Genomic DNA, 410 nt, shown 5'->3' with positions numbered 1-410 from the left:
GCTACGACGACCTCGCGGCGTTCGGCTACAAGCACGTGGACGACTTCAACAAGGCCGTCCGGGCCGGCCAGGTGAAGCTGCCGCCGGACTCCAAGCGCGTGCTGCGCCCGTACCCGTACCTGCTGGTCATCGTGGATGAGCTCGCGGACCTGATGATGGTCGCCCCGCGCGACGTCGAGGACGCGATCGTGCGCATCACCCAGCTGGCCCGTGCGGCCGGCATCCACCTCGTGCTCGCCACGCAGCGGCCGTCCGTGGACGTGGTCACGGGCCTGATCAAGGCCAACGTGCCCTCGCGCATGGCGTTCGCGACGTCGTCGGTCACGGACTCGCGCGTGGTCCTGGACCAGCCCGGCGCGGAGAAGCTGCTCGGCCAGGGCGACGCCCTGTTCCTGCCGATGGGCAAGTCC

General features: G+C 70.2%; 1 protein-coding gene. It reads left to right on the top strand.

Features of this window, described 5'->3' with window-relative positions; translation table 11 throughout:
- A partial coding sequence (locus J1M86_RS24140) for an FtsK/SpoIIIE domain-containing protein (protein ID WP_274611738.1) occupies window positions 1-410 on the top strand: 410 nt, incomplete at both ends.

It is taken from the genome of Rhodococcus sp. KRD197 (assembly GCF_017168235.1).
Classification (GTDB): Bacteria; Actinomycetota; Actinomycetes; order Mycobacteriales; family Mycobacteriaceae; genus Rhodococcoides.
This window is presented reverse-complemented; position numbering and strand designations above follow the sequence as displayed.